Origin of the sequence: Paenibacillus sp. FSL R5-0744 (assembly GCF_037972555.1) — a bacterium.
In the GTDB taxonomy this organism is placed as follows: Bacteria; Bacillota; Bacilli; order Paenibacillales; family Paenibacillaceae; genus Paenibacillus_AQ.
Genome location: NZ_CP150228.1, coordinates 4,521,359 through 4,547,767, shown reverse-complemented (window position 1 = coordinate 4,547,767; position 26,409 = coordinate 4,521,359). Strand labels below are relative to the sequence as shown.

24 protein-coding genes are annotated in these 26,409 nt (G+C 40.5%); 17 read left to right on the top strand and 7 right to left on the bottom strand.

Annotated features, from left to right (window positions below):
• The first annotated feature begins 39 nt into the window (after window positions 1–39).
• The 5 genes from MKY19_RS20080 to MKY19_RS20060 are packed head-to-tail and all read left to right on the top strand — an operon-like array spanning window position 40 to window position 5,466.
• Window positions 40–2,379: an ABC transporter permease gene (locus MKY19_RS20080; protein WP_339797215.1), complete on the top strand. Its 2,340-nt coding sequence runs from the start codon at window positions 40–42 to the stop codon at window positions 2,377–2,379.
• Between the two features lie 15 nt (window positions 2,380–2,394).
• The gene (locus MKY19_RS20075; protein WP_042189875.1) at window positions 2,395–3,159 is read left to right on the top strand and encodes an ABC transporter ATP-binding protein; all 765 of its coding nucleotides are present in this window, start codon (window positions 2,395–2,397) and stop codon (window positions 3,157–3,159) included.
• Between the two features lie 23 nt (window positions 3,160–3,182).
• Entirely contained in the window at window positions 3,183–4,214 is a 1,032-nt protein-coding gene (locus MKY19_RS20070) for an aminoglycoside phosphotransferase family protein (RefSeq protein WP_339797212.1), read from the top strand.
• A gap of 14 nt (window positions 4,215–4,228) precedes the next feature.
• Complete coding sequence (locus MKY19_RS20065) at window positions 4,229–4,717, top strand: GNAT family N-acetyltransferase (RefSeq protein WP_339797209.1); 489 nt, start codon at window positions 4,229–4,231, stop codon at window positions 4,715–4,717.
• Window positions 4,714–5,466: a hypothetical protein gene (locus MKY19_RS20060; protein WP_339797206.1), complete on the top strand. Its 753-nt coding sequence runs from the start codon at window positions 4,714–4,716 to the stop codon at window positions 5,464–5,466. Before MKY19_RS20065 ends, MKY19_RS20060 begins: the two co-directional genes overlap by 4 nt.
• Before the next feature lie 23 nt (window positions 5,467–5,489).
• Here the strand turns inward: MKY19_RS20060 and MKY19_RS20055 are convergent, their stop codons facing one another.
• Together MKY19_RS20055 and MKY19_RS20050 are read right to left on the bottom strand one after the other, a co-directional pair.
• Complete coding sequence (locus MKY19_RS20055) at window positions 5,490–6,755, bottom strand: MFS transporter (RefSeq protein ID WP_339797203.1); 1,266 nt, start codon at window positions 6,753–6,755, stop codon at window positions 5,490–5,492.
• Between the two features lie 49 nt (window positions 6,756–6,804).
• The gene (locus MKY19_RS20050; protein ID WP_339797201.1) at window positions 6,805–7,716 is read right to left on the bottom strand and encodes a LacI family DNA-binding transcriptional regulator; all 912 of its coding nucleotides are present in this window, start codon (window positions 7,714–7,716) and stop codon (window positions 6,805–6,807) included.
• A 311-nt stretch (window positions 7,717–8,027) separates the two neighbouring features.
• On the opposite strand from MKY19_RS20050, the gene MKY19_RS20045 reads away from it, so the two are divergent.
• Window positions 8,028–8,579 (top strand): polymer-forming cytoskeletal protein, encoded by a 552-nt coding sequence (locus tag MKY19_RS20045; RefSeq protein WP_042189865.1) that lies wholly within the window; start codon window positions 8,028–8,030, stop codon window positions 8,577–8,579.
• A 138-nt stretch (window positions 8,580–8,717) separates the two neighbouring features.
• Window positions 8,718–8,963 carry a hypothetical protein gene (locus MKY19_RS20040; RefSeq protein ID WP_042189863.1) on the top strand — a complete coding sequence of 82 codons (246 nt, stop codon included), beginning with the start codon at window positions 8,718–8,720 and terminating at the stop codon, window positions 8,961–8,963.
• Between the two features lie 64 nt (window positions 8,964–9,027).
• Here MKY19_RS20040 and MKY19_RS20035 read toward each other — a convergent pair whose 3' ends face one another.
• Window positions 9,028–9,645: a histidine phosphatase family protein gene (locus MKY19_RS20035; RefSeq protein ID WP_339797199.1), complete on the bottom strand. Its 618-nt coding sequence runs from the start codon at window positions 9,643–9,645 to the stop codon at window positions 9,028–9,030.
• Between the two features lie 155 nt (window positions 9,646–9,800).
• Between MKY19_RS20035 and MKY19_RS20030 the strand changes: the two genes are divergently transcribed.
• A complete protein-coding gene (locus MKY19_RS20030; protein WP_339797197.1) occupies window positions 9,801–10,736 on the top strand; it encodes a LysR family transcriptional regulator in 936 nt (311 codons plus the stop codon).
• Between the two features lie 42 nt (window positions 10,737–10,778).
• On the opposite strand, the gene MKY19_RS20025 is transcribed toward MKY19_RS20030, so the two are convergent.
• From MKY19_RS20025 to MKY19_RS20015, 3 genes are read right to left on the bottom strand one after another with little or no spacing between them, the layout of a single operon-like run.
• Window positions 10,779–12,608 (bottom strand): ABC transporter ATP-binding protein, encoded by a 1,830-nt coding sequence (locus MKY19_RS20025; protein WP_339797195.1) that lies wholly within the window; start codon window positions 12,606–12,608, stop codon window positions 10,779–10,781.
• Window positions 12,605–14,446: an ABC transporter ATP-binding protein gene (locus tag MKY19_RS20020; RefSeq protein WP_339797193.1), complete on the bottom strand. Its 1,842-nt coding sequence runs from the start codon at window positions 14,444–14,446 to the stop codon at window positions 12,605–12,607. The genes MKY19_RS20025 and MKY19_RS20020 overlap by 4 nt, the downstream gene beginning before the upstream one ends.
• Window positions 14,447–14,488: 42 nt before the next feature.
• Entirely contained in the window at window positions 14,489–15,616 is a 1,128-nt protein-coding gene (locus MKY19_RS20015) for a helix-turn-helix domain-containing protein (protein ID WP_339797191.1), read from the bottom strand.
• Between the two features lie 183 nt (window positions 15,617–15,799).
• Here MKY19_RS20015 and MKY19_RS20010 point away from each other — a divergent pair, with 183 nt between their 5' ends.
• The 7 genes from MKY19_RS20010 to rbsB all read left to right on the top strand — a co-directional run bounded on the left by MKY19_RS20010 (window position 15,800) and on the right by rbsB (window position 22,389).
• The gene (locus MKY19_RS20010; RefSeq protein ID WP_305953493.1) at window positions 15,800–16,276 is read left to right on the top strand and encodes a DinB family protein; all 477 of its coding nucleotides are present in this window, start codon (window positions 15,800–15,802) and stop codon (window positions 16,274–16,276) included.
• A gap of 424 nt (window positions 16,277–16,700) precedes the next feature.
• Window positions 16,701–17,681, top strand: a complete 981-nt coding sequence (locus MKY19_RS20005; RefSeq protein WP_076300554.1) for a LacI family DNA-binding transcriptional regulator — start codon at window positions 16,701–16,703, stop codon at window positions 17,679–17,681.
• Between the two features lie 27 nt (window positions 17,682–17,708).
• The gene (gene rbsK / locus MKY19_RS20000; protein WP_076286604.1) at window positions 17,709–18,587 is read left to right on the top strand and encodes a ribokinase; all 879 of its coding nucleotides are present in this window, start codon (window positions 17,709–17,711) and stop codon (window positions 18,585–18,587) included.
• Window positions 18,588–18,589: 2 nt separating this feature from the next.
• Window positions 18,590–18,988 (top strand): D-ribose pyranase, encoded by a 399-nt coding sequence (rbsD, locus tag MKY19_RS19995; RefSeq protein ID WP_076286605.1) that lies wholly within the window; start codon window positions 18,590–18,592, stop codon window positions 18,986–18,988.
• 18 nt (window positions 18,989–19,006) lie between these two features.
• On the top strand, window positions 19,007–20,488 hold the full coding sequence (locus MKY19_RS19990) for a sugar ABC transporter ATP-binding protein (RefSeq protein ID WP_339797185.1): 1,482 nt from the start codon (window positions 19,007–19,009) through the stop codon (window positions 20,486–20,488).
• Between the two features lie 2 nt (window positions 20,489–20,490).
• On the top strand, window positions 20,491–21,459 hold the full coding sequence (gene rbsC, locus MKY19_RS19985) for a ribose ABC transporter permease (protein WP_042189841.1): 969 nt from the start codon (window positions 20,491–20,493) through the stop codon (window positions 21,457–21,459).
• A gap of 12 nt (window positions 21,460–21,471) precedes the next feature.
• Window positions 21,472–22,389, top strand: coding sequence for a ribose ABC transporter substrate-binding protein RbsB (gene rbsB / locus MKY19_RS19980; RefSeq protein WP_076286607.1), 918 nt, complete (start codon window positions 21,472–21,474; stop codon window positions 22,387–22,389).
• Between the two features lie 70 nt (window positions 22,390–22,459).
• Here the strand turns inward: rbsB and MKY19_RS19975 are convergent, their stop codons facing one another.
• Window positions 22,460–24,268 carry an LTA synthase family protein gene (locus MKY19_RS19975; protein WP_339797182.1) on the bottom strand — a complete coding sequence of 603 codons (1,809 nt, stop codon included), beginning with the start codon at window positions 24,266–24,268 and terminating at the stop codon, window positions 22,460–22,462.
• Window positions 24,269–24,535: 267 nt separating this feature from the next.
• Here MKY19_RS19975 and MKY19_RS19970 point away from each other — a divergent pair, with 267 nt between their 5' ends.
• Together MKY19_RS19970 and MKY19_RS19965 are read left to right on the top strand one after the other, a co-directional pair.
• Window positions 24,536–25,087 carry a sigma-70 family RNA polymerase sigma factor gene (locus MKY19_RS19970; protein ID WP_339797180.1) on the top strand — a complete coding sequence of 184 codons (552 nt, stop codon included), beginning with the start codon at window positions 24,536–24,538 and terminating at the stop codon, window positions 25,085–25,087.
• Entirely contained in the window at window positions 25,035–26,375 is a 1,341-nt protein-coding gene (locus MKY19_RS19965; protein WP_339797178.1) for a DUF4179 domain-containing protein, read from the top strand. Before MKY19_RS19970 ends, MKY19_RS19965 begins: the two co-directional genes overlap by 53 nt.
• The last annotated feature ends 34 nt before the right edge of the window (window positions 26,376–26,409 follow it).

Genomic DNA, 26,409 nt, shown 5'->3' with positions numbered 1-26,409 from the left:
GGCAGGGAGGATGAATGAGACGCAGGGGAGAGATCGTCAATGCTGCTACAAATTGTGAAAAAAGATTTTCAAAGAAATAAAATCATAACGATCGTCTTATTTATTTTTATGATGTTATCGGCGTTGCTTGCTGCTTGTGCTTCTCAAGTCATTATGGAATTGACCGGTTCTTTAAGTCATTTGCTGGATAAATCAAAAGCTCCCCATTTTGTTCAAATGCATGCTGGTCCAATAGATAACGCAGGTATTCAAAAATTTGCTTCTACAAATCCACTTGTTAAGAATCAACAGACAGTAGAAATGCTAAGGATAGATGGCTCGCAGATTGTCTTAGGTAACAACAATAAGTCGGAAGAGAACAGCGTAATGGATATAGGTTTTGTAAAGCAGAACCCATCATTTGATTTGCTGCTGAATTTAGAGAATCAAGTGATTAGGGTAGCTGAAGGAGAAATCGCAGTTCCTATTTATTATATGAAGCAGAATGATCTGAACATTGGTGATCAGGTTACCCTTTCCAATGGACAGTTAGATCAAAAATTTATGGTTACGGATTTTGTTCGAGACATCCAAATGAATCCCGCAATTGTTAGCTCTAAGCGCTTTGTCGTAAATGACACGGATTATAATGTACTTAAGAAGAACCATGGAGAAGTTGAGTACTTAATTGAATTTCAAATCACCGATTTAAGTAGACTTAGCGAGTTCCGGAATATCTATCAATCCTCAGATATGCCCGCTAAAGGACCAATGATAGACTATCCTTTGTTTAAGACGCTGAATGCGCTGACAGATGGGATTATTGCAGTTGTCATTATTTTGGTAAGTATCCTTCTTATGATTATAGCCACCCTATGTTTAAGGTTTACGATGATCGCGACCTTAGAGGAGGATTACAGAGAGATTGGCGTCATGAAAGCAATAGGAATCTCACAACGAGATATTAGAAGGATCTATTTAGCAAAATATATGGTGATGGCAGCATGCGCCTCACTGCTAGGATATTTATTATCTTTGGGTGTGGTGCGATTGTTTACAGCGAATATCACATTGTACTTGGGAACTGCTCCGAAAACGATCCTTCAGCCTATTATTCCAGTCTTAGCGGTCGGTTTGATCTTCGGGATGATTGTGTTCTTTTGCAGAGTTATTCTTAGAAGGTTTAATCGTATAACAGTAGTTGACGCTTTAAGGTCAGGGACTGTGGGAGAGTTGAAAGGCAATAAAAGTAGAGTAGTGCTGAGTAAGCGCAGGCATATAAATGTGAATGTTTTTCTTGGCCTAAAGGATGTTTATGGACGCTTCACCATGTTCGGATTGCTATTCTTCGTATTTGTGATCTGTCTGTTTATCATTCTTGTGCCAGTGAATATATTGAATACCCTTCAGTCCCCTCGGTTTATTTCTTATATGGGTGTAGGTCAGAGTGACATGAGAATCGATTTGCAGCCATCTGATCAAATAGAGAAGCGATTTAATGAACTGATAACGACGCTAAATAAGGACTCCGATATAGCTAAATTCTCACCATTAATTACTTCTCGATTTAAAGTGCTAGGCAGCGATGGCGTATGGGAGAATATCAATGTTGAAACAGGAGATTTCTCTATTTTTCCGCTCACCTATGTTAACGGAGGAACCCCTGAAAGTGGGGAGGAGATTGCCCTTTCTGATCTGAATGCCAAGGAATGGAACAAAAGGGTAGGGGATAGCGTTCTTTTGGAGGTAGATGGCACTTCGAAAAAATTGACGGTTAGCGGGATCTACCAAGATATAACGAATGGAGGTCGAACTGCAAAAGCCCGATTACCTTATGACCCGAAGTCCGTGCTATGGTATATCGTAGCTTTAGATGTGAATCCGAATGTTTCCGTTCAGGAGAAAATGGATCAATATGCAAAGTTATTTTATCCAGCCAAAGTTACTCATCTAGAAAGCTATTTATCTCAGACGCTCGGGAATACGATTCGCCAATTAAAGCTGGTCACTGGCTTATCCATTGCCATCTCGATATCAATTTCAGTATTGATTACAGCTTTATTTCTAAAAATGCTGCTAGCGAAGGACGCCTCACAAATTGCGATTTTGAGAAGCATTGGCTTCACGTTAGAAGATATTCGAAAGCAATATCAGGTAAGGCTACTACTGGTTTCAGGTCTTGGAATCATTCTCGGAACCTTTGCAGCGAATACCATCGGTCAAAAATTCACTCAATTACTCGGATCTTTTATGGGAGCATCCAAAATACAGTTTGTAGTTAATCCGGTAATAGCTTATCTTGTTCTCCCTCTTTTTTTCATGCTCATTGTAGCACTCACAACATTAGTAAGCACGATATCGATGAAGAAATCCAATTTATCTAAACTAATTGTCGAATGAGGGTGAGGTGGTAGTATGTTCATATTAGAGACGAAGGGTTTAAATAAAACCTTTGTAACCGGGCAAGGAACCCCGCAGACGGTATTAAAAGATGTTCATCTACAGGTATCAAAGGGAGAATTCGTAGCTATAATGGGGCCTTCTGGCTCAGGGAAATCAACATTGCTCTATACGATCAGCGGCATGGACCGGATGACTTCAGGAAGTGTTGTTTTTAAAGGGCAGGACATCAGTGGTCTTTCTGAGAGTGAATTAGCTGAACTGCGTTTAAATCAAATGGGATTTATTTTTCAGCAGATGCATCTTTTAAAAAACCTGACTATTCGGGACAATATCATCTTATCCGCTTATCGAGCTAAAATCGTTAGTCGTAGAACCATCAATAACAGAGCCGCTGAGTTAATGAAAAAAACCGGAATCTCTGCACTCGCTGAGCGTGATATTACACAAGTATCGGGTGGACAGCTGCAAAGAGCAGCGATCTGCAGGTCAATCATCAATGAGCCTGATATTCTATTTGGTGATGAGCCAACAGGTGCACTGAACTCTAAAGCTGCCAGTGAAATTATGGAGATATTAATAGATATTAATCAGACGGGTACAACGATTCTACTGGCTACACATGATGCGAAAGTCGCTGCTCAGGCAGAACGTGTCCTGTATATGCTGGATGGCAGCATAGCTTCTGAGCAATGGCTTGGTAAATTCAATCGCATAAATGGGGACTTAAAAGAGCGGGAAGAGAAGTTGTCGGCTTGGTTATTGAAGTTGGGATTCTGATTGATAGGAAAGGGATACATAACATGGGAAATCTGAATTATAACTTAAATTTCGAAATGCTATGTGTAAAATACGGGTTAGGCCATTTAAAAAATGAACCAGAACAGGTAACAGGTGGTCTTCTACACAGAATGTATCGTCTACAAACGGACAAAGCGCTCTATGCAGTGAAAGCTCTAAACCCTCAAATTATGCATCGGGATACAGCCATGAACAACTATACTCTTTCTGAAAAAGTTGCGAATATGGCTTATCAAAATGGAATAAATGCAGTACCGGCCATCGTATCCAAAGATAGTTTTATGCATGAATTCGAGGGTCAATTCTATTTATTATTTCCATGGGTCGAAGGTAAGGCATTGCCATCAGGAGGTATTAATATAGGGTGTTGTAAAAAGATTGGCGAAAACCTTGCTAAAATTCATAAGATCGATTTCGCTACACTTCTTGATCATCATCCTAATGAAAATCTTGAGGCAGTAAATACATCCACTGTTTGTTGGAATGAATATGCACTAACAGCAAAACAGGATGGTTTGGAATGGTCTAGCTTGCTATTAGATAACCTGAACCAAATAAATTATTGGGAACAACTTGTAGATTCTTCAGCGGAACAATTATTGAATCATATGGTGATCAGCCATCGGGATTTAGATCAAAAAAATGTACTATGGGATGAGCATCAGATACCCATTATTATTGACTGGGAAGCAGCAGGACCTATCCATCCAACCCAAGAGTTAATAGATGTAGCCCTTTATTGGTCAGGCTTTGAATCGGGAAGTGTAAGCAAAGATGCTTTCTGCACGCTTATTAATGCATACCGCGATCATGGCGGCGAGATTTATGCTAACTGGTCCGATGTGCTCAACTATGGTTTTCATGGGAAGCTAGAATGGTTAGCTTATAATATCAGACGGTCACTTGGAATAGAGAGTACGGATGATACAGAGCGAGAACTTGGAACCCGTGAAGTAATAAATACAATCACTGCTTTAAATGACTATGATAACTTTATTCCTCAGTGTATCGAATGGTGTAACCAAGACTACTAAAGGAGAACTTATATATGAATGTAGTAAAAGCTACTATGGAGGATATAAGAGGATGGCTGGAGCTGGCGGCAGAGGTAGAGTCCCTTTTTGGGCCGATGGTAGATGATCCGAATTTCACTCTAGCGTTAGAAAAAAATATCAGTCGACAAAGCGCTTTTTGTGTACGAGAAAACAATGGTTCGCCAGGTTCAAGATTACTTGGAGCTGTGTTATTCTCTTCATCCAATGCCCCTAATTACAAGATTGGTTGGTTATCTGTTTCAGCCATAGAGAGAAATAAGGGTGTCGCGACAGCCCTTCTTAACAATATTATCGAAAGTATCGAAACCCCAGCAGAGATATTCGTTACTACATTTGGTGAGGATCATCCAGAGGGTCAACCTGCTAGAAGATTTTATCAGAAGTTTGGTTTCTTTCCTATGCAGGATGGGGTTCCAAATGGCCTCGAAGGTGGCTCAAGACAAAATTTCAAGCTGACGATCGCTCACAAGGATTCATTATGAAAAAAATAATTTATTTATCGGTGATTTCATTTTTCTTGCTAGCGATTTCTTTCAGCCCATTGTTCAACTATATCCGTGAGTATATGATTTCAGATCAAATCAATCAGCGTTATGAGATCAACCATGCTGAGAAAGGGTATAACACGTTAAACGTTCAAGAACTAACGGTTGATGATAAGCATATTAAGCTCCAAGAAGAAAATACAGGCAGGAAAGCAGAATTGACCCTTTGGGATGAAGAGGAGAGTGTCCCGCCTGGAGATATTGTGAAAGTTCAGTTTTTATTAAATGGTCAAAAAATCTCAACTCCTGATGAAATATGGTTGTCTAATCGGGAACGAGGAAGCAGATATTTCTCATGGATAGATATCCTTACTGTTACGGATCGAAAGACTGGCGAGAAAGAAATTAATATAGTCCAAAGACTTACAGATGATAGTCAGCCGATGGAAAAGAGAAAATGGAAAATAATCACGATCTCACATGATGGCAGTATAGAAGAAAAGGTGCTGAGTTATGCTCAAAGAAGTGACAATCATCTAGGGGTGAAGCTTATCGAGTTCTCGGGTACATCACTTATGGGTATGGGCTACTATTCGGATATTACTAAAAGTTATCCAAGTGTATTTTTCCCTCTAATTTATCCATTTTTAACAGGTGTCGTGGGAATCTTTCTATTGATCATTATAGTTGTTCAATTACTGATCGAGCTTCATAATAGGCGCGTTATTAGGAACAACGGGCGATAACGGTCATAAGATATGTTCTGAAATTACTTATAATTTCGAATCACCTTTAACTTGGTCAAGGTTAATAAAGCAAATAGTAGTAGCAGGACTCCGATGGAACCCATGACAGGGGCTGGACTGAAGTGATCGGACAGGAATGAAACGGCTGTAAGACCAAGTGAGGGTGCTACACTCATAATGGACCCAAGTACACCGAAGACTCTACCTTGTATATCCTCCGAAACTTCCAGCCTGAGGATGGTATTTATCAGCAATGTACAGAATGAGAACATAAAGCCAATAAGAAGAATGATGGGAATGGCTAAGGCAGCAGTAGTGACGAACGATAGCAGGAGGTACAGGGGACCCAGACATAGCAGTCCAGTCATGATAAAGAAGCCGCGATTCTTTAATTTGAAGCCGAGAAACAAGATCATGCTGGAACCCATCATATAACCTAGAGGAATACAGGCTTCCATGAGTCCAAACTGAAAGGGACTAGAATTCCATACTTTGACGGCCATAACTTGCGTTAGCATCAGTGAAGGCATAAAGAACAAAGTGAGCGTAGGAAGCATGATGATTATTGCTCGGGCGAAGGGGTATCTCCAAATATAACGAACGCCATCCGCAAGATCCTGTGTGAATTTTCTGTCTTCTTTAGGTCCGGTATTCACTCGGTTTGGGAGTGGAAGGGAGCGGACAGCAAGAACTAGTAGAAAGGAAACGAAAAATGTAGCTCCATCAAATAATATGGCATCTGCCGCTCCAAAACTTGCTACAAAAATACCTCCAGCCGAATAACCAATCGTCCGACAGATGTTCTCCGACAGGTTCAGAATCCCGACTGCTTTTTGTACATGTTCTTTTCCAACTACAGTGGTAATTGAAGCTTGATACGCAGGGGATTGGAATAATGCTGAGACTGTCGTAAGTCCCGTTAATATGGCCACGATAATGAATGATGTAGAAGACATGGAAATGGCCAGAGCAAGCGTACCTGCTAGACCGCAGCTTATCAAATCAGTGATTAACATAATGGTTCTGCGATTGATCCTGTCTGCGAGTGTGCCTCCTATCGATCCGAGTAAAGAACTGAGCAATAGATTGATTATCGTAATAATGGCAATCATTTTAGCGCTTCCGGTCGTCTGAAGTACCCATAAACTTAAAGCAATGCTGTGAAAGGTGTTTCCAAACAAAGAAATGGAATAGGAGCTGAGTAGCAGCATAAATCTCCGGTTTCCCCAAAGGGTTGGATAGGATTGAGCGGTGGTGGATGCATGTTTTGCTAATACAGGATCTGTCATGGGTAACTCTCCTCTCGACTTAAACGCTTAAGTGAATATCGAAAAAAAATTAATCAACAAAATAACGATTATTCTCTTGTTTGGAGTAGTCAGGACGATGTAACAACTCCTGCATTAGTTCAAAAGCAGTGGCTGACTTATCCCCAGTGAATATGAATTTCTGAACGTCTTCTCCAAGCATTTCTGGGCAATTACAGGTACATAGAACAGAAAGACGTGCGAATACCCCGGATTTTTCAACACAACTTCCGATAAACTCATTAATAACTATAGCTTCTTTATAGATCCCCTCCGATAAGATTGTATTCAATTCCTCCATATTTTGAACTTTGAATATTGCTTTCTCAGGTAAAGGAAGACTATCTTGGATAAAGCTAGTGAGTAGGGAGTTATTGAAGCTCTCCATAATTAAACAAACCTGTGAAAGATCCTCCGGCATTACATTTTGTAGAGCTGAACGATAATTGTAAAGAACTTGCTTAAACAGCTTATCTTCAATCATGCTGTCGATCAAAATCAAGGGGATGCCTTCTACAAAATGTTTGGAAATCGAATAGAAGGATTCATCGTGCACATCGATCAGAAAGACGGCTTCGAGCTTTCTTTCAACGATGATATTCAGAGAAGGATGGTCAGTACCAAGAGAATATAGCAGCGTATGATATCCGGCATCCGTTAAACGCTGTTCCAAAGCACGAATAAATGTGAATTGGGCATAGAGTTTCCAAGGTGGCATATAAGCAGAATTATGGACAAGTACCCCTACTAATCCCGTTTTTTTATTGGCAAGCGAACGGGCTGCTAGATTAGGAATGTAATGAAGTTCTTCGGCAAGTGACAGAATTTGATTGCGGGTCTTCTCAGGAATGGTTTGGTTATCGACGCGGTTCAGAACATAGCTTACAGTCGCAACGGAGACATTAGCTTGTAACGCGATGTCTTTCATTGTAGTCTTTTTCACCAGTAAACTTCTCCCTTGCTGAGATATTTATTTCCAAATATTATCATTAACACTTGAAAAGAGTCAACGATTGACTTTATACCAAGAAGCAAATGATGCTTGTGTTCATTTTTATAATTTGGGTAAATAGATATAAGAAGCTAAATCAGTCAGCGAGAAGAGGTGTGGCTCATGGGAACGAATCTTAATCGGGAAGAGCGCGCGCTGTGAAACCGCTTTAGATACTGACACAAATCTGTGAAATTATTCACTTAATTATTAAGAATTTTAATATATAATTAATTCATAATCAAAATTAGGGGGAATCGAAAATGAGACTATTTAAAATGATTTTAGTGGCTGGGGTTTCGGTAGCAGTATTGGCAGGTTGTGGAGCAAATGAGGATAAAGCAAACAATTCGGCGGCAACTTCAGCTCCGGCTGCTGAGCAGACAGATGCTGTCACTACAGCTTCGATTGTGAATCAAGCAGATGCATTTACTAAGGCTGTTAGCAAAGATGGAAACTGGATTGTTGCGATTCTAAATGATGTAACGATTCCTGATGAGGTTGTTGTAGCTGGAGAATTCCGTAATAAAGGAGCCGCAGATGGCGACATCTACCGTAAGATTGCCCTTTATTCGCAAGATGCTGATCACAAGATCACTGCTACTTATACACTAACCGTACCAAAGTTTACAGTACAAAGTGAGAATTTGAAAGTTGAAGGCGGAACGATTAAAGGCGATGTTTATGTAGAAGCGAAAGGCTTTACTCTGCCTGAAACCGCCACTATTGATGGTAACCTCTATTTCGCAAGCGAAGATCTGAAAACATCAGCTGTTATTGATGGAAAAGTGACTGGAACAACAGAAGTTAAATAATTTCGTAATCAACTTATATAGTAGAAGCCAATCCATAGACTATGGGTTGGCTTTTTTCTTTTTGTGATTATGTGATCTTCGGTTGATTTTCTTAATATTGAACTTATAATATTACTACCACTACTAGGAGGAACACATATGTCTAAGGAGTATTCACGCACATATATCGAAAGTGTAAAGCTTGAAATGTTAAATAGATTGGGACTTAAGCAAGTGTTCTTTAAGGAGCAAATAGGTGACGGCCTGATTTTTGAAGCAGTTGGTTTTGATAAAGGGAGCAAGCATCGTTTTTGTGTTAGACCAAAGACGAAAACAATTGACGAATTTATTTCAGGAAAATGGATGAAGGTCCGCAGCTTTACAATCAAAAGTGTGGAAATTTAAAATTGAAGTCTAAAAAGGGAACCCCATTTAAATCGGAGTTTCCTTTTTTATTTTTGAGAAGGATTCATTGATAATGTGAAGTATCGCCGTACAGATCGATAGTTGTATTGTTGTCAGTTAGGGTTACTTTACACAATGCTGTAGAGAGAATATCCGGTAGTTCCCCTAATTCCTGCAATGATTTATTGAGAAAATGAGCCATAATGACTTTCAGGGTCATCCGATGCGTGACAATAAGTACCTCATGTCCTTCATTATCGTTAATGATACGCTCCATAGTTGGCGTTACTCTTTGTTCAAGCTGACTATAGGTCTCACCTGGGGCTAGAGGAATAAAAAGATCAGGTCTGGTGAAAAAATGGGTGTACTGTAATGGATATTCTTGTTCAATCTGATCTGTGTTCATTCCTTCCCAAATGCCCATGTTAATTTCCATTAATGAAGCTTGCTGTTGAATCGGTAAACTCCGATTTCCTCGTAAAATCTGCGCAGTATGCAATGCTCTTGGACTAGTACTAGAATAAATGGCTCCTAAATTCTCACCTTCCAAACGTTCTCTCAACCATTCCGCTTGCTGTTCACCCAAGGCTGTTAACGCTGAATTTTGATGTCCTTGCATTCTTTTCTGCAAATTCCATTCGGTCTGCCCGTGACGGGTTAGAAATAATACTGTCTCTTTCATTAACGAAACCTCCCTTTTGAATAGTTGTAAGTATAAGATAAATAATTATAAATAAACAATATATAATAGTTAATATTCATAATGTATAGTTATAATAAGAAAGCCGAAGGTCCGTTAAATATGATTATATTTTATATAGTTAGGAAGAAATCAGGATGAACTATCATGTATTAAAATTGTTTTATTATGTTGCGATAACAGGGAGTGTGACCAAAGCCTCCGAACGTTTGCACATTAGTCAACCCGCTATATCAGCGCAGATCCGCAAATTTGAACGGGAGAATAATATCGTATTATTAGAGGTCATAGGAAAGAGAATGGTGCTAACACCGATTGGGAGAAAACTGATCGAACCACTTGAAAAGTTATTTGCTATGGGTGAACAGGTACAGCAGATTATTGAGGATTATCATAAATTTCCTGCGGGTCATATTCGGATTGCAGGTAATTACCTGGCCACAAGCATACTCATCCCCCGGTGGGCATCATTATACAAACAATCTTTTCCGAAGGTTAAAATTCAGATCTCTACTGCTAATTCTCATGAAGTCATGGAACAATTAAATAACTTTGAAGCAGACGTGGCGATTTATAGTGATATGGCGTTTCCTTCTCATCATACAGGGGTGTTCGAACATCGTGAGTTGTACAAGGACGAGTATGTGTTCGTAGTTTCTTCAAATCATTCTTTAGCCAAGCAGGAGGTTAGCTTTGAGGAAGTGATGGCTGAGGCATTTATTATGAGGGAGGAAGGTAGTGCAGCCAGAGAGAGAATTGTACAATTATGTGAAGAAAGAAAGGTACAACAACCGAAGATCGAACTTCAATTTAATGGAGTAAATGAGGTTATTCAAGCCGTGATTGCCGGTTATGGGATTAGTTTTGTATCTGCGTTGTTAGCAAAGCCTTATCTTGATCAGGGTATGTTAGCCAAGGTCGAAGTGGAAAATGTAATCTCAAAGCATTCGATATGGATGAGCCACAGAAAGAAAGAGCTTCAAGAAAGCTATATCCAGTCATTTATTAAGCTCGTCATGAAACAATTAAAAGAAGCGGATAATTTATACTCGGTTCCAACGCATACACCTTAATTAAAATAACTTATGAATTACGATGTATGCATTGAACTGAGATCAAAGATTGGAATGTAATTGAAGCAACTCAGGTGCACTAATGTCTTCTGCTTCAGAAGATTTAAATTGAATGTTATATAATTGTGAGTATAGCCCATTCATTTCTAATAAAGACTCATGTGTACCTTCCTCAACAATCGAACCCTGATTTAACACGATAATTCTAGATGCTTCACGTATGGTGGATAGTCTGTGTGCAATAACCAATGTGGTTCGATTCTTCATTAACAAATCAAGCGATTGCTGAATCATTCGCTCAGATTCGTTATCGAGTGCGGAAGTTGCTTCATCTAGAAGAAGGAGTGGAGCATCACGAAGAAAAGCTCTGGCAATGGCTATGCGTTGTCTTTGTCCACCAGATAAAGTCGATCCATGTTCACCTAGGATAGTGTCATAACCATGGGGCATCTTCGTAATAAACTCTTCTGCACCTGCGAGCCGAGCGGCTTCTCGAATATCCTCTTCGCTAGCTGTACTAGAACTGAAGGCGATATTGTCTCGTATAGTTCCTGAGAACAAATAAGGGGTTTGGGGAACATAGGTAATCATTGCACGTGCTTCTTCAAGCTGATCATGTACAGACTTTCCATAAACCTTGATGCTTCCTGCAGTAGGCTCATAAAGTCCATTACATAATCGAACGAGCGTCGTCTTCCCTGACCCGCTTGGCCCGACAACCGCGATAGTTTCTCCATGTTGTATATGAATATTAAGCCCTGTAAATAGGGAGGCTTCATTATCCGTTTTACCCGAATAGTTGTAGTGGACATCCTCTATTTGTAATGCAGCTACCTCTACGGAAGCGAATGTTGATGAGCTGGATTCTGGCAAAGGATGAGTAGCTCCTTCATCAGGTGCATCAAGTATAGCGAATACGCGGTCAGCTGCACCTAAAGCCTCCTGGACACCTCCCCATGTTTGAGACATATGGACAAAAGGCCATTGAACCCTACCCATCAAAATAATAAAAGCGAGTACTTCACCTGCTGATGTTCCGCCACTTAGAGCTGATAACGCAATTAAAGCGGCGCATGTCACCATTACGAGATTGTTGATAAAGGCAGAAGATTGCCATAAGAGACCATTTAGAAGCGATTTTCGCAGCTGCATTCTTCTTAACTGCTCACGTTCTAACGCATATTTATTTAAGAGAGTTTCTTCAAGCGAAAAGGCTCTTACGACCTTCATTCCTTGAAGCGTTTCTTGTAAGATTCCTCGTAATTCCGCCTCTTTTGCATATATTTGAGTAGATAATTTTCGTAATCTGCGATCAAAGAAACGTCCGGAAAGAAAAACAAGGGGACCCGATCCGAGAGCTAACAGGGCGATCCAGACATCCATTTTAGCCAAATATAGAAAGGAAATGAAACAGAGAAGTAGATTATAGCCTAGATCGTATACGATGCTGTTTATCATCCCCATGGCCATCCCTGCATCCTTAGTGTTACGAGAAGTCAAATCACCTGAATGCATGGACTGAAGGTAACGGAATGGAAGTCGGTGACTTTTATCAAACAGCTTCGCACGAATATCCCAAGCCATCCGACTTTGCATAACAAAGCGGAAGTAATGCTGCACCATAAGACAGCAGATAATGATGACACAAGCAATGGCACAGATTACAGTTATACGTGTTAATGCATCCATATTGGCGTTGTTGATCGTATCAATAAATACTTGCTGAATGGCTGCAAATCCTATGTCCATTACGAGTTTAGCAGAGAGCAGGAGTACAGCCACAATAAATCCAATTCGATAAGGGCTAGCGTAAGAGATTAATCTACGCAGAGCATACCCCAATTTTAGATTCTTGGATTCCATCTCATTCATATCTCTACCTCCCTGACCAGAGTAGAAATATCAGCCTTCTTCATTGAGGTCTCAACCATATTGTAATACTGTCCTTGTAAAGTCATTAACTCCAGATGAGTCCCAGCTTCAACAATAGAACCCGCCTCCATATAATAAATGTGATCTGCATTTCTGATGGTAGATAGTCTATGCGCGATAATAACCGTTGTACGATCATGCATGAGTTCTTGCAGGGCCTGGCCGACAATCTCCTCATTATGGCTATCAAGTGCAGCTGTGGGTTCATCAAGAAGGAGAAGCTTAGGCGCTCGGACAAACGCTCTGGCAATAGATAGCCGCTGCCTTTCACCGCCAGATAAGGTATGGCCCCGTTCCCCAATGGAAGTCTGATATTGAAGGGGGGTTCTCATAATAAATTCATGTATCCCCGCACTTTTTGCTGCTTTAATAATTTCTTCATAGGTTGCGTCAGGTCTTCCCCATGCAATATTTTCATATAGAGTTCCAGTGAACAGATAAGGCTCTTGAGAAACATAAGCCAAATGATTACGCCAAGACCGAGGGGGAATGCTGCTTAACGGCAACTTACCAGATTGGATGACCCCTTCATTAGGTTCATAGGTTGCGAGTATTAATTGAAGGAGGGTGCTTTTTCCACTGCCACTAGGACCGGCAAACGCAGTTACTTTACCTGGTTCTATGGTTAGATTAACGTTAGTTAATACTTGATGATTACCATAATGAAAACCTACATTCTCAAAGGTGATAGGGTACAAGCCACTAATTGCTTGGTTGTTATTCATCGGCATTTCTTTATGAGAATCTTCCTGATTACATTCACGGCTTGCGTCTTCTTCTGGTAAATCAATGACTTCAAACAATCGTTTACCTTGCGCCAGCGAGGCTTGTAATTCTGTCCATAGATTAGCCAGCTTTGATACAGGGTTTGTAATTTGCTCGAAACAAATCAGAAATGCCGCCACTGCTCCCACATCCAATCTCCCTTGGATAACTAGATATCCGCCGTAGGAGAGAACATATAGCAATCCACTAAGAATAACGGCAAAGGGCATATTATAGCCCACAGCTTCTAAGCGTGTGACAGGTAAATGAATGTTGAAATATTGCCTAACACGTTGTGTGAATTGATTATGCAGCTTAGGTACAAGGGAGAAGGCACGCACAACCTCAGCACCCTGTACCGTATCTTGAATAAACATTTGTTGAGCGGTTTCAATTTGCTGTCTTTGCTCGTGCATGGAACGTAGGCGGGAAGTGAAGGGAATCATCACAAGTGGAACAAGCGAGCAAATCAATATAGTTCCGAGCGTTAAGACATATTGGAGTGAGAGCAGATAAGTTAGGAGAAATGTAATTTGCATCAAATTACTGAATAGTTCAATGGTCTTCTGATTGATACCTTGCTGAGCAGCTGGGGCAGAATCATTGATACGACTAATGAGATCAGCAGAATGATAACGATCCAAATCTTTCATCTGTACGTTTAATAATCTAGCTAGCAGTGATACCTGAAGCTTGGAGGTCGACTTGAATTCAAGCACACCTGATAAGTAAGTCAATAAGAAGCTGGCTAAAGCATCTACAATAACGATTATTAGAGCAAAGATAGCACCAGACATCAAAAAGGACATGTTCTGATTCGTAGCAGCGTTGATTATACGTCGTAAAGATTCGGCTATCCCAACTGTTGCAAGGGAAACGACGGCAGCTAAGAGACATAATATGAGGTACCAGCCTAAATAGGGTTTTCCAAGTTTCAGTAAACGCATAAAAGTGTTAGAAACTACTTTGGATTTTTTGATCGAGTCTGCTTCTATGTTTGTAGATCCATTCAATTTAGACCCTCCCCACTATGGTTTTAATTTGCTGTGGTTCACTTAAAAGATAGGAGGTTCCTCATCGAGCATTACTTTTGTGGTGACGGCAAGTAATTCTCTCAATTTATCCATTCGAAGATGGTAATATAATCGATGATCGGTTCTTTTTAGTTCGATAAGGTCTAAAAAAAATAGGAAGTTGGCATGATAAGTTACTGCCGCGGGCGTTATGCCAAGTGCTGATGCAATTTCTTGTCCATAGTGAGGGCGATTCCTTAAGAGCAGCAAGAAGTCTAAACGTCGTTTATCCGAGAATGCTTTTAAAAAAAGTTCAGTTTTCTCTCGATCAGCAGCAGGTCCGAATACATGGTCATTAAAAATGCCGAATATAACCCAAGCGATACGGGAACTTCCTGCGTAAAAGAAGAGAACATGATTCCCAACTTGTGAGAAAAAGCTGACATGAAAAGTAGTGGGAACATCATAAACTGCAGGTTCATTTTTGTTGAAATCACGAATGAATCTTTCAGGATTCGCTAGGAACAAACCTTCATAACGCTGAGAGGCTTGTTCAGACTCCCTTCTTAACTCCTCTTTCCAAAGTGAAAAGACATCCTTGTAGAACTGGTTTAAGAGCTGCATATAACGTAGCTTAGTTTCTTCGGGATAAGCAAGGCACTCTAGTAATGGCCCCTGCGCTTCAATCACATCCAGCTGCGGTTTTGTTCTTGCCACAAGCTCAGCCATTAAGCGGGTATCCTTCTTGACGATTTCCCAATCGTTTCCTTCTAGCAACTCATCTAATTTATCGTAATACACACCATATACCATTTCAGCGACTACCTTTTCTGCAGGACTCTTTTCCAGTCGATTTATCCATGCTTCAGCTGTTTGTGGTTCTGGACAAGTGCAAATGGATTCATAGAAAGCAAAATCGAGTGCTTTATGAAAAAAGTTGTACTGGAAAAAAAACTGAAGTTCTCGGTAGGAGTGAGGTGACAACCGTGCTCGTGCATCTTTATGATAAGACAACGCTTGTGGGTCCATTTCAAGTTTGTAATCCTCAGCTGCCTTAAGCAACTGCTCTTCACAAGCAATCATTCCCATAGAAACAATGAATTCCAAAGCTTCGTTGTACGCAAATTTTATGTTCGAAAGTAAGGTGTCTTTCATGTTATCTTCCATCATAACCTCCGATATTTCTCGTTATAGAATTTAAATGTTGGGATGATACGACTAATATTTAATGATGACTTAATGTTAAAATAAACCATTCATTTTCTTTTGTAAAGGGATATTTTACAATTCGTACTAACTGCTAGGATTCGGTTGTCGTGCATGGTAAACTATGGATAAAAAATAGGAGGGGCCATGATGGAGCCAATCGTGTTCAAACAAATTGAATTTGTACGTAGTGTTACTGTTCGTGCAGTTGAAGAACTTTCCGAGGAACTATTAGATATCATTCCACAGGGCTTTAATAACAACGTTAGATGGAACTTGGGACATATTTATTTGGTGCAAGAGAAGTTCGCTTTTCATTCCGCTAGGGAGCTTATGCAATTGCCGGAAAGCTTTGAACGATTATTTGCAAAAGGTACTAAACCTGCAGAGTGGAGCGAGAAACCACCAACACTTGAAGTGTTAATTGAGATGCTTTCGGAGCAACCCAAACGTATTCAGGAAGCTATGCACAATCGCTTAAGTGAGCAAGTAACCCCTCTTACAACGGGTAGTGGATTAACTTTAAATACAATCGGAGAATTCATAAATTTCACGCTTTACCATGAAGGGATGCATTTTAATACAATCAAACTATTAAATCGATTTGCTGATAAAAGACTTTAGAGATCTTTAGTAGACAAAAGTCTAAGGTCAAGGAGGTATTCGATGGAGGTTGGAAGAATTTTAGGTATTGCATATAATGTGATCCCAGTTAAAGACTTGGAGAAATCTGCAGCTTGGTTTGTGAAACATTTGTCGCATCACTTCACTACAATTTGAGTTCTGAAGATGTGAAAGTCGGAAACATTAGCGATGAAGGTGAGTATGGGAAGTTTTTTGTATTTGAAGATCTGGATGGTAATTTATTTGATGTCTGGGAACACCATGATTGTGAACTGGTTTATTAGCCTCACAAAGGATAGCGAGTTCAATCGATATCCTTTGTTATATATTGGAACGAAAAAAAATTTGTAATGAAAACGGTTTTATGATAATCTAGTTAATGTAATACATGTAACCGGTTACACATTGGGGGATGAAATGAATGATGATGACGATTAAAGATGTTGCTAAAATAGCTGGAGTATCGGTGGCAACCGTTTCTAGGGTGTTAAATGATTCTGGTTATGTGAATATCGATACTCGAAAAAAGGTTGAGGCAGCAATCAAAGAAATGAATTATACCCCTAATGAGGTTGCAAGGTCTTTGTATAAACGGAAATCCAAATTAATCGGACTACTATTACCTGACATTACGAACCCATTCTTCCCGCAATTAGCACGTGGGATAGAAGATCAGATGCAGGAGCATGGTTATCGGATAATCTTTGGTAATAGTGATGAGAACGAGGAAAAGGAATTGGATTATATTCAAACCTTTATCCAAAATAATGTCATTGGCATGATCTCATCCACTAATTTTCCAGAGAAAGATATTTATTCTAATTTAAAAATTCCGGTTGTATTTCTTGACCGTACTTCTAATGACAGTCCCTCCGTATATGCAGATGGCAGAAAAGGCGGACGCCTTGCTGCTCAAGAAATCATTGCACGGGGAAGCACCAAAATTACAGTCATGCAAGGACCGGCGCATATTAAACCGGCGCAGGATCGATTTCAAGGTGCGATTGAAGTACTTGATGAAATGGGAATCACTTATCAAGTGATCCAGACTTCATCTTTCTCCCACACGGAAGCGGAACAATGGGCTGTAGAGTTATTTGATAAATATATAGACACAGACGGCGTAATTGCAAGTAATGATATCGTGGCGACAGCAGTTATTCATGAAGCACATCGCTTAGGTAAAAGAGTGCCACAGGATCTCCAAATCATTGGATTCGATGATATCCCACTTAGCAGCCTGTTGTCTCCTTCGTTATCCACTATCCGTCAGCCTGCACATGACATGGGCCGTGAAGCGGCTGGTTTACTTATTAAGTTAATTGAGCAAGATAAAGTAGAAGATAAAATCATTCAATTACCCGTCAGCTTTGTGGAGCGGGAAACAACAAGAAGTAAAGAATAGATGACAACATAAGAAAGGTTGATGGACATGGCTAAGATTTGTGTAATTGGAAGTTGTTCAATGGATTTGGTGGTAACCTCATCTAAGCGACCTCACGCAGGAGAAACTGTTCTTGGAGAGAGCTTCGCTACCGTTCCAGGAGGCAAGGGAGCGAATCAGGCCGTAGCTGCTTCGCGTTTAGGGGCAGAAGTTATGATGGTTGGTTGTGTAGGTGAAGATTTCTATGGTACGGAGATCATGGAGAATCTTAAGAGAAATCGGGTTCTTACCACCAATGTGGAACCGGTTACACATACCAAAAGCGGTACTGCTCACATCATTTTAGCAGAAGGTGATAATAGTATTATCGTTGTAAAAGGAGCTAATGATTCAGTTACTCCTGCTTTGGTTGAGCGAGCACTTGATGCTATTAAAGGATCTGATATGGTGCTAATCCAACAAGAAATACCCGAAGAAACGGTGTCTTTTGTAAGCGAACTTTGTCATAAATTTAATATCCCTATGCTGCTTAATCCGGCACCTGCGCGTCCCATTAGTGACGCGATTATAGAAAATGCCGCCTATCTGACACCTAATGAACATGAATGTACGATTTTATTCCCTGGGATGAGTACTACAGATGCCTTACGGAAATATCCAAACAAGCTGTTTATCACAGAGGGAAGCAATGGCGTACGATTTTACGATGGAGAACAAGAAGTTCTGGTTCCTACTTACAAAGTTAACGCTATAGATACGACAGGTGCTGGAGATACTTTTAATGCGGCATTTGCAGTTGCTTTAGCTGAAGGCAGCTCCATTCTGGATAGTGTAAAGTTTGCCAATCGAGCGGCTTCCTTATCCGTTACTAAATTTGGTGCACAAGGTGGCATGCCGACAAGAGCAGAAGTGGAGGCGAATCTTTAGTTATGAAGAAACAAGGGATATTAAACAGTCATATTTCCAAAGTGCTTACTGACTTAGGCCACACTGATACAATTGTCATCGCAGATGTGGGGCTTCCAGTTCCACCAGGTGTTCCGAAGATTGATTTGGCGGTTAAACTAGGGGTTCCTAGCTTCCAAGATATCGTTGATATCATTTCGGAGGATATGGTCATCGAAAAGGTGATCGTTGCAGAGGAATTAGAGACTGATAATAAAGTCACCTCTCAATACTTGAATAATAAATTTAAGGAAATACCGATAGAAGCGTATTCACATGAGCAATTTAAGCAGCTGACGATGCAGGCTAAGGTTATTATTCGCACGGGTGAAGCTAAGCCGTATGCAAACTGTATTCTACAAGCTGGGGTCTATTTTGGATAAAAAGGGGGTTCTAAGTGTATGCACATTACGATGAAAGATATTCATAAGTCTTTTGGCGCTAACCGTGTATTGACCGGTGTGGATTTTGAACTTAAGGATGGTGAAGTTCATGCCCTGATGGGTGAGAATGGCGCAGGTAAGTCTACGCTGATGAATATTCTGATCGGTCTGCACCAACGTGACCAAGGCACCATTCGTATAGATGATCAGGAGAAATACTTTACGAATCCCAAAGAGGCAGAACAATATGGAATCGCATTTATCCATCAGGAGCTGAATGTATGGCCAGATATGACGGTTCTGGATAATCTATTCATTGGCAAGGAACGAACATCCAAATTCGGCCTGTTAAATAGGAAAGAGATGAAAGCGTTAGCAAATGAACAGTTTGCTAAGCTCTCTGTGACCATTCCTTTGAACCAAGAGGCGGGGGAATGTTCAGTAGGTGAAAAACAGATGATTGAGATCGCTAAAGCGCTTATGACTCATGCGAAAGTTATTGTTATGGACGAACCTACCGCTGCATTAACCGAGAGAGAAATACAGAAACTATTTGAAGTCATTGTCTCGTTAAAGAAAGAAGGCGTCTCTATCGTCTATATTTCGCATCGGATGGAAGAGATTTTTACGATATGTGATCGAATCACCGTTATGCGAGACGGGAAAACCGTAGACACGAAGCCCATTCCTGAAACTAATTTTGACGATGTAGTTCGGAAGATGGTAGGTCGTGAATTAACGGACCGGTTCCCTGAGCGTACTTCTAAACCCGGAGAAGTGGTTCTTGAAGTTAAGAATGCTTCAAAGAAAGGGCAATTTAAAAATGCTAATTTCTCTGTGCGAGCTGGCGAAATCATAGGATTCTCTGGATTAATGGGATCTGGACGTACAGAGATGATGAGAACCTTATTCGGATTAGAATCATTAGACCAAGGTGAGATTTGGGTGAAGGGACAGAAGATTACCATTCGGAATCCCAATGACGCTATGCAAGCTGGAATCGGCTTTGTTACAGAAGACCGCAAAGATGAGGGGTTAATCCTAGATTTCTCTATTCGAGATAATATGGTACTGACGAATTTATACGACTTTGCCCCTAAAGGTGTAATCAATGCTAAGAAGGAACAAGAATTCGTGGACATGCTTATTAAACGGCTACACATTAAGACACAATCATCATCCACTTTGGTCCGGAATTTATCTGGGGGTAATCAACAGAAAGTAGTTATCGCCAAATGGATTGGTATTGGCCTCAGTGTTCTTATCCTTGATGAGCCTACACGCGGCGTCGATGTTGGGGCAAAACGGGAAATTTATCAGCTTATGAACGAATTAACTGAACGTGGTGTCGCCATTATTATGGTATCCTCAGAACTTCCTGAAGTCTTAGGGATGAGTGACCGCATCGTAGTTGTTCATGAAGGGGAAATCAGTGGAGAACTTTCACAACAGGAAGCTACGCAAGAAAAAATCATGACGTTAGCTACAGGGGGGCAATAGCAATGACTACTATCAAAGATGAGAGTGTAAAGAAAGGTTTCCAAATCGGGCAAATCACGCAGAAATTAGGGCCATTACTAGGGTTAATCATTCTAATTATTATCGTAACCGTGCTGAACCCAAGCTTTATGGAACCCCTTAATATACTGAACTTGCTTAGACAAGTCGCAATTAATGCGCTTATCGCTTTTGGGATGACCTTTGTTATTCTAACGGGTGGTATCGATTTATCTGTAGGGTCTATTCTAGCTTTATCCAGTGCCTTCACAGCCAACTTGATGTTGTCAGGCTGGGATCCAATCTTAGCTATTGTTGTGGGTTGTTTAGCGGGTGGACTGATGGGGATGGTCAACGGACTGATGATTACGAAAGGCAGAATGGCGCCTTTTATTGCTACACTGGCGACCATGACTATTTTCCGCGGATTAACGCTTGTATACACGGACGGTAATCCGATCACAGGTCTTGGTGACAGCATGACGTTCCAATTGTTTGGCCGTGGATATTTACTAGGAATACCTGTACCTGCTATCACGATGATTATCGTATTCGCTGTGTTGTGGATTGTACTGCATAAAACGCCATTTGGCCGTAAAACGTATGCTATTGGGGGTAATGAGAAAGCTTCCATTATTTCAGGGATCAAAGTAGACCGCATCAAAATAATGATCTATTCCTTAACGGGTATGTTATCAGCATTGGCTGGCGCCATCTTGACCTCTAGATTGAACTCAGCGCAACCAACAGCAGGTACATCCTATGAGTTGGATGCGATCGCGGCAGTAGTATTAGGGGGGACGAGCTTAACAGGTGGCCGTGGACGTATCGTAGGCACATTAATTGGTGCTCTTATTATCGGGATTCTGAACAATGGCTTGAACTTGCTCGGCGTATCATCATTTTACCAAATGGTAGTTAAAGGGATCGTTATTGCGATTGCTGTACTCATAGACCGTAAGAAAGCCGTATAAGGGGGATTCCACATGAAAAAGCTCACATTAATTTTTACTTCCTTACTCTTGATTCTTATGACGGGCTGTTCCTTAGAGCCTCCAGAGTGGGCAAAACCGAACAGCGGCGGGGGCCCAGGGAATATGAAGATTGGATTATCCATATCTACCTTGAACAATCCGTTCTTTGTATCTGTTAAAGATGGAGTTTTGGCAGAAGCTAAGAAGCTTGGTATGGAGGTTCTCGTTATCGATGCGCAGAATGATTCGGCCAAGCAAAGTAATGACGTTGAAGATTTAATGCAAAAAGGTGTAAATGCGCTGTTGATCAATCCAGTAGACTCTTCAGCGATCTCGACGGTAGTACAGACAGCTAACAGTCTAGATATTCCAGTCGTTACTTTGGACCGTTCTGCAGATAAGGGAGACATTAAAGCCCTTGTTGCCTCTGATAATGTAAAAGGTGGATCAATGGCAGCTGAATATATTGTAGAGCAGCTTGGAAAAGGTGCAAAGGTTATAGAACTAGAAGGATCACCGGGAGCATCAGCTACCCGTGAACGCGGGAAAGGATTCCATGAAATTGCCGACACGCAGCTTGAGGTGATTGCGAAGCAAACTGCTGATTTTGACCGTACGAAAGGGTTGACCGTTATGGAGAACCTTCTCCAAGGAAATCCAGATGTACAAGCGGTTTTCGCTCATAATGATGAAATGGCTCTTGGTGCTATAGAAGCGATTCAGAGTTCAGGTAAGAATATTCCTGTCATCGGTTTTGATGGAAATGAAGATGCACTTAAATCCATTGAGGCGGGTAAACTCACAGGAACCGTTGCTCAGCAGCCTGCATTAATTGGGCAGTTAGCGATTCAAGCAGCGAAAGACGTATTAGATGGCAAGACGGTTGAGAAACTGATTGCCGCACCTCTAAAACTGGTCGTAAAAGAATAAGTAAATGACTATAGAAAAACACTGCATTCGCCGATTTGGTGAGTGCAGTGTTTTTGATATATATATAAGCTTATTTTTCCTCAATTACTCTATCCGGTAACTGTGTTACATAACTATCTGATAGATGGAGAAGCTCTAAAGCACGATCGAACTCATCCTCGGTCGTTTGTTGCGTGTGGTTACCATCGCCAGATAAGGTATAATGCTGACCATCCTCGAAGCCACTGCCAGATAGGAAGAGCTCTTCATTATTTACGAACGATCCTGTTGGCAAATAATAGCGCTGAGGAAGTAGGTTATAAGTCGATTGATTCAATAAATCTTGTCCGAAATGAATATGATCCGCAAGAGAAATACCCAATAAATTAGATACAGTAGGCAAAATATCCACTTGACCGCCCAACTGTTCTTTTACACTTGGCGTTGTAATCCCCGTCGCTGATAGGATCAACGGAATATTAATTAATTCGCGTTCCGTATATTCATGACCAAGGATTTCCTGTAATAAGACGTGATCGTCCTCTTTTAGAGAGAAGATAGGAAGTCCGCGGTGATCTCCGTACAATGCAATCAAGCTGTTATCCCATACCCCATTTTGTTTGAGCTCATCAATAAAAAGTCCAAGTGCATAGTCAGCATAATTTTGAGCACGAATATAATCCCCGACTAATGTTCCTTCGAATCGTTCTGGAAGGGCCATTTTGTATTTATCCTCAGGGATCGAGAACGGATTATGCGCTGACATCGAAATAACATGGGAGTAGAATGGCTGATCCTTCTGATCCATCCTTGCTAGCTCTGCAGCTGTTTTCTCATACAACACCTCATCAGAAGCTCCATAAAATACCGTGTCCTCTTCACCATAATATTCCTTATCGTAATATCGATTAAATCCTAAGGCAGTATAAAGCTCGCCACGGTTCCAAAAGTCGACTTTATTGGTATGGAATGTTGCCGTATCATAACCTTGCGCTTGAAGCAGCTTAGGTAAGCTTGGAAGCTCTTTTGGCGCATACATTTGAGTGGCTGGACCATCAGGTGGAACATAGAAAGAAGTATTTACAATGAATTCGGCGTCAGAAGTATTTCCTTGTCCAACCTGCTGGTAGAAACGCGGAAAGTAATAACTGCTAGCCGCAAGCTTATTCATATTCGGCGTAATTTCTACTCCATCAATCTTTAGATTGATTAAGAAGTTCTGGAAAGACTCCATCTGAAGAATGACCAGGTTCTTTCCTTTGGCGGCTCCAAATTGAACCGGATTTGAGGTTGCTTGAATTCCTTTGGTCTCGTTAATCGCTGCTTGTGTAATCTTAGCGACGTCGATTTGTTCTTCTTCTTGATTGGCTAATAGAGAGTAAGCTTCATAATTGAGAATGCCCATTTGCTCGGCTTTAACGGTTTCGTTCATACTGGCTCGGTTAGGAAAAATATTCATTGCGCAAATGACGATGGAAACACAGAATAAGATCGCAACCGCTTTCCGGTTACTTTTACGCGACATGGCTTTTTTCCAATTAAGTGCCTTCTGTTTTCTCAACATGACCAAACCAATGACAATGATATCCACAAAAATAAGCATATATTGCGGACGCATGACCGAGAAAATACTTTTCTTAACGGCTCCAACTTGCTTGACCTGATCTAATACTTGTGAAGTAGCAATAATGCCAAAATGATTATGATATACAATGAGTGAGAAAAATAGTGTAGTGATCAACACATTGACCAGCATGTAGATGGCAATTTTTCGTTTCGTTGCGAACCATTCAATCAAGCAAAAGACTAGAAGCACAAAAGGGATTTCTTTAAGCCATGTGGTCCACGTAGGCCCGTCTTCAAAGAGAAAATACCAAGCAAAATAACTTTTAACTAGCATAATGAGAGAGAAAAATAATAGGGATCTTTTACTGAGTGTACGAGGTTCTTTAAACGGCATCTCTTATGCCCATCCTTTTCTTTTAGATTAGTTCATTCTATTACTTGAAGTGTTTAAAATCAACTAGATTGGGGTATAGAAGAGACTTATTTTCCTTAATATTACATTTAGGTGAATGAAACCATACATAGTATATAAAAAATTATTTTTATGGGAAATGAACTTTTTAAGTTACTCCTAACTCTTATAGGGGAGAGAGGTGAAGGCATGGATGTTGCTCGTTGGGTGAAAAAAGCCAAAAAGGGGAATAAAGAAGCATTGCTCCACTTAATCATGTCTGAAAAAGACGTTTATTATAGGCTAGCGTTCAGCTATATGGGGAATGCGCATGATGCCATGGATGCCATGGACGAAATGATCGTCACACTTTATGAAAAGATCGGTCAACTAAAGAAAGAGGAAGCATTTTATAGCTGGAGTAAGACGATTTTGGTGAATGGCTGTAAACGACTACTTCATAAGCGCGGCAAGCTGGTGCTGTTAGAGGATTGGAATAAGGTTGACGATAGGGAAATAGGCCAAGTAGTGAGTAGTAATGATCCTTATCGCAGAAGTGAGCAGCAAATGGATATGGAGACCTTGTTGTTACAAGTAAATGAACATCAGAGAGAAGCGATTCAATTAAAGTATTTTCATGATCTCGATTATCAAACGATAGCTGACATTACAAAGGTTTCGATAGGAACGGTTAAATCAAGAATTTACCATGGATTACAAACGCTCAAAAATCAGTACAGAGGTGATGTTGATGAACAATAATGTCGAGCAACAATTAGCTGATGAGAAGACGCGCATAGCATCCATTACCGCACCTGAAGAATTAGAAATGAGATTAAGAAAGGCTTTGAATTCGGCTCCCGCAAAAAGAACGAAAAGAATAGCACCGATTTGGAAGGTTGCGGCGGTTGTTTTATTGGTGACAGTGATTTCTGGACAAAACTACAATGCTTTTGCTTATTTTGGCAAACAGCTTTTTGGCTTTGATGAATTGCTTAATGGCACAACTTTACAACAGCTAAATGAAAAAGGGTTGGGACAAAACATCAACAAGAAAACTACGTTACTAGACGGAACAACTCTTACCATTAACGGAATTATGGCGGACGCCAATCAATTCATTATGTATTACACCTTAACTAACCCAAATGGACTAGAGGATATGTCTGTAGACGCTTTTAGACCCTCAAAAATAAGTGGTTTTTTAACCGATTCTAACGCAGTAAGTGGTACATCATTAATCAATGAAGAGCATACGGAGATTAAAGGACAGATGTCGTTTGACAGCGTAAATCCATTTTCAAAAAAACTAACGTTACATTTTTGGCAGCAGCTAGTAGAGAACGGCCAGATGAGCGAAGGAACAGTTACGTTCCCTTATAACCCTAATGAGGCCATGGAAACTCAGATTAAACAATCGATCAACAAGAAGGTTAAAGTCGACAAAGGGACGATTACCTTCAAATCAATCACAGCTACACCAACGATGACTGTAGTAAAAGGGAAGCTGGATGTCGATAATTTTGATCGAGTGAAGCTTGGATTACATGGGATACAATTAATTGTCGATGGAACACCTGTAGAGATCCTGGGTAGTGGTAATCAAACCTCATTAGGTGGAAGAACATTTGATATTCGCTTCGACACATTGCCTAAGGAGCTACGTTCCATGCAGCTAGTCGTTAAAGAGTTTCCTGGATATCAAAAGCTGAACGAAAAGTATTCCCTGACTTCCCTTAGTGATAAGCCATTTATAATGGGTGATAAAGAATTATGGTTAAAAGATGTCTCCAAAACCTCTCAAGGCATCGAAATAACAATCGCTTCTGACGATGATGTAATGCTGGATGGTGTGTCTATAGAAACGAACAACGAGAGTACACCTTTAAAAACAACGATCAATCAAAAAGAGACAAAGCAAGTGGACGGCAAACTAATGAAAGAACGAACTTTATTATTTGATACACAAGCAGAGCCTGAGTCATTACTAATAGAAGGGATGCACTATTTGAAGGCATACAATAAAGTGATTGAGATTCCTGTGAAGTGAAGAAAAGTGTAATATCCATTTTTTATAACATATG